Raw genomic sequence first — 4,240 nt, forward strand, 5'->3', positions numbered from 1 at the left:
GACAAATGCTGTAGGCGGTCGAAAACACCATCTCGGGTTGACAGCTAGATTAGCATTTAAGAAACTGATGATGCACCGGAGGTCTATCGTCCTCTTGTGCACTCCTCCATCCTCCTTTGGTGGTAATCATTGTAGTGCGGCAGTCGCCGCACTTTTTTTTCGGTGATACCCACCACCCGGCCTCGCGTGATCAGCCGATCGGTGCCCAGGAGGCGGACACCGGACATTTCAAGGCCGCGTTAGCTTAAGTTCGCGACCACGCCCAGCCCGAACAGGCTTCGGACCGGTTGGAGCGTTCTACCGAGCTTGTGCCTGCGCTCGGTTTGCCCGGTGCGAGCCATCGGTACGACGCCTGCATGCGCGCGGAACTCGAACCGGCAGGAACACCGATCGACGTAAACGATCTTTGGATTGCAGTACCTGCTTTGGCATCCGGCCTGGTTCTTGTTCGCAACAATTGGTTTGAGTTCGACCGCGTGTCAGCACTTCAGCCTGTGAATTGGGCGCACTGACCAGACGTCAGCCTGCCGTCGCGTGCAATCTTCTCCATTCTATGGAGTGACCCCTGATGAGCCCATCATGAACCTGTGGGCGTGTGCTTGGAATGAAAAATTCATTGTTTCGTAGCAAAAAGGCTGCGGCGATTTGAGATGCTTCATGCTCGAGCGGAACCACGTACCAAATACCTTATGTCTGTGTGGACTTTCCAGCATCTTCAACCGTCGAGGTTATTGCTACGATGAAACAGCGAACTCTTGCCTTTGCTATCGCTCTGCTGTTGGCCACAGGCGCAACACAGGCTGTCGAGACCCAAACCCCGATCAAACACGTCGTTGTGATCTTTCAGGAAAATGTCTCGTTTGACCATTATTTTGCGACCTATCCGGTCGCTGCGAATCCACCCGGCCAAGAGGCGGTCCACTTCCATGCGAAGCCCGGCACGCCCAGCGTCAATGGCCTTAACGAGGCACTGATCAATTACAACCCCAATAAAGCTGCGCCGTTTCGATTTGACCGCGGTGAAGCCACGACCTGCGATCAGGACCACGGTTACACCGACGAGCAAATCGCCTATAACGGCGGACTGCTGGACAAGTTCGTCGAAGTCGCGGAAGCCAACGGCGAGCCCTGCGACCCGTCGACGGTGATGGGCCACTACGATGGCAATACCGTCACCGCTTACTGGAACTACGCTCAGGCTTATGCCATGAGCGACAACCATTTCAACTCGGTGTTTGGTCCCTCCACCCCGGGCGCGCTGATGTTGACGTCCGGACTAAAGTACGATGCCACGCCCGAGTTTGTTGACGGAAGGATCGCTTGGGGCGTGATCTACAACGACCTCGACCCGACCTTTGATGATTGCTCCACCGGGACTACCGCAAGTCTCGCTGGCACCAGAAACGTGGCTGATTTGCTCAATGCCAAGGGGGTCACCTGGGGCTGGTTCGAAGGCGGCTTCCGCCCGACCCAAGCGCACACCGAGACCGGGAACGGCAAGGCGGTGTGCGGACAGGCCCACATGAACCGTGTTGGGGAGCTGGTCAACGATTACATTCCACACCACAATCCCTTCCAGTACTGGGAGCACACCTCCAACCCCCACCACCTGCCACCGAGCTCGGTGGACATGATCGGCTATACCGACCAGGCCAATCATCTCTATGACATCATGGATTTGGACGCTGCCCTAGCCACTGGCAGTCTGCCAGAGGTGGTCTATATCAAGGCGCCTGCCTATCAGGACGGTCATGCCGGCTACTCCGACCCGCTGTCCGAGCAGACCTTCGTCGTGCAGACGATCAACAAACTGATGAGCTCGCCCTACTGGGATGAGATGGCCATCTTCATCGCCTACGACGACTCAGATGGCTGGTACGACCACGTGATGCCACCGGTGCTCAACCACTCCAACTTGGGTGAGATTGATCAGCTGCTTGGGAACGGAGATTGCGGCGGCGCCCCGCGTGAGGGACAGGTCCCCGCTCAATGTGGTCCTGGGACTCGGGTGCCGCTCCTACTCATCTCGCCCTTCGCAAAGACCAACTTTGTCGATAGCGCCTTTACCGAGACAGCGTCTCTGCTAAGGTTCATCGAGTACAATTGGGACCTTGGTCGCATTGGTTACGGCTCCTTCGACGAGCGTGCTCCGTTGCCGCTCAATCTGTTCGATTTTAGTGGCAACCGGACAGAGAAGATGCTGCTCGATCCCAATACCGGCACCCCAGCGTCTCCGCTGATCCTCGATCCAGTGACTGGGCAACCGATTTCCCAAAACTGATCGCCTCCAGCAACCCGGCGGCAGCCGTTCTGGTGGCTGCCGCCTTCTTGAGTTGTGGAATTCAATATGACGCGATTAACTTGTTTGATGGTCTGCCTGCTCGTGCTGACGACCGCCCACGCCGAAGAGTTCCCGATGGTGGACGCTGAAGGACCTACTGCGGGACGGGTGCTTGTAGACGCCAACGGCGCTCAACCCCGTATTCTCATCCGCATCGACGACCGCCATCGAACGCTCGTCGCTGGCTGGTATGTCGTTGCATTCAGCGACGGCCTTTGGTGGCAGCGTCGCGCCGACGGCGGCTGGTTTGCGTGGCGCGGCGATTACAACGATCTGGGCTCGCTGGGCGTTTCCAGGCCCGAAATCGTTGGTTACCCCGTTGACTTGTCGGAACTGCCAGGAGTGTCTGGTGAAGTCGCTGTTTACGCCGGGTACCAGCTCGTCGATGGGACATGGGTCTTCAGCGAGAACCCGGCCATTATTGAACGTCCGCGAGAGCAGAGCACTGCCTTCGAGCGCGAGACGTGGAATGAGGCCGCCTATATCCCATCGCAGTGTTATACCGATACGATTGCCGACAATCGTGTCTACAACCCATGCTTCTCGTGTCATACGGAGTCGCGCGCGCCTAATGCTCTGAACGATGGCGACTTGCAGACCACCTATGCTTTCCCAAAGCCGGCGCGCACGAACCGTTGGATCAATCTGTTTCGTGACCGTTCCAAGCAGATGGCGGCCATCCCTGAGACCGCGATTCTGCAATGGGTCCGCGAGCACAATTACCCCGCGCTGGCCGCACGGTTGATGGTCGATCTGCCGACGGCTTGGGATGCCAACGGCGACGGGCTTTGGTCCGGTTACGTGCCAGACTGTCACTACCGGTTCGACGAGCAGGGCTTCGATCGCGCGCCTGACGGGACGCCCAGCGGTTGGCGCGCCTACGGCTACTATCCTTTCCCTGGCACGTTTTGGCCGACCAACGGCTCAACCGGCGATGTCCTGATCCGACTTGCCGAGCCCTTGCGCAATAACGAAGCCGGCGAGTACGACGAGGCGATCTACCGGGTGAACCTGGCCATTGTCGAAGCCATGATTAAGGAGCGTGACGTCGCGCTCGTGCCCCCGGTTGCGGAAACCGACGTGGGCGTTGACCTCGACGCTGATGGTCGGCTCGGTACTGCGGACCATGTGCGCTGGTCGGAGCATGAGCGCGTCCAGTCGTATGTCGGCGCCGCTCGGGTCGAGCAGAACGCAGGCCGACTGCATTTGGCCGCTGGCCTGTTCCCCGAGGGCACTGAATTTCTCCATAGCGTGCGCTACATCGACCCAGACACAGACAACGGCCTGGGTATGGCCAACCGCATGAAGGAGTTGCGCTATGCTCGCAAGGGCGACTGGGTGAACGAAGACGCCCTGCGTCATCAGGTCTGGCACGAAGCGCTCGAAAAGCTTGGCTCACCCGATCGACTGCGCAAGATCACGGGGTCTCACGAGACCGGCTTAAGCAATGGTCAGGGCTGGTTCTACCAGGGTTTCATCGAAGACGCGAATGGCGAACTCCGCCCCCAGACCCGCGAGGAGTTGACCTTCTGTATGGGCTGTCACGGGGGCGTTGGTGCGACCCGCGACGGCATCTTCAGTTTTGCCAGAAAGCTCGATGGACGCGACGCCGGCGGCGGCTGGTTCCATTGGAGCCAACGGGGGTTGGCCGGCATTCCCGAGCCCATCCGCCCGGACGGCCAGCCGGAGTACGCCTTTTACCTGCAGCATAACGGCGCCGGTGACGAATTCCGCGCCAACGCCGAGGTGATCGCGCGTTTCTTCGATGCAAACGGCACCTTGCGCCCTGACATGCTCATGCGCCTGCGCGAGGATATATCGGTGCTGCTGCGACCCAGCCGGCAGCGCGCGCTGGACCTCAACCGAGCCTACCGCGTGATTGTCCGTGAGCAGAGCTTT

Annotated in this window: 2 protein-coding genes; both read left to right on the top strand. The window is 59.2% G+C overall.

Going from position 1 to position 4,240, the window contains the following annotated elements:
- The first annotated feature begins 739 nt into the window (after positions 1-739).
- Positions 740-2,281 carry a phospholipase C gene (locus tag ACY693_RS15820; protein ID WP_462322775.1) on the top strand — a complete coding sequence of 514 codons (1,542 nt, stop codon included), beginning with the start codon at positions 740-742 and terminating at the stop codon, positions 2,279-2,281.
- A gap of 66 nt (positions 2,282-2,347) precedes the next feature.
- A partial coding sequence (locus ACY693_RS15825; RefSeq protein ID WP_462322776.1) for a hypothetical protein occupies positions 2,348-4,240 on the top strand: 1,893 nt, incomplete at its 3' end.

Source organism: Halochromatium sp. (genome assembly GCF_054919635.1).

Coding starts and splice junctions, on each gene's coding strand:
- ACY693_RS15820 (WP_462322775.1), top strand. CDS start 740: ATGAAACAGCGAACTCTTGCCTTTGCTATCGCTCTGCTGTTGGCCACA.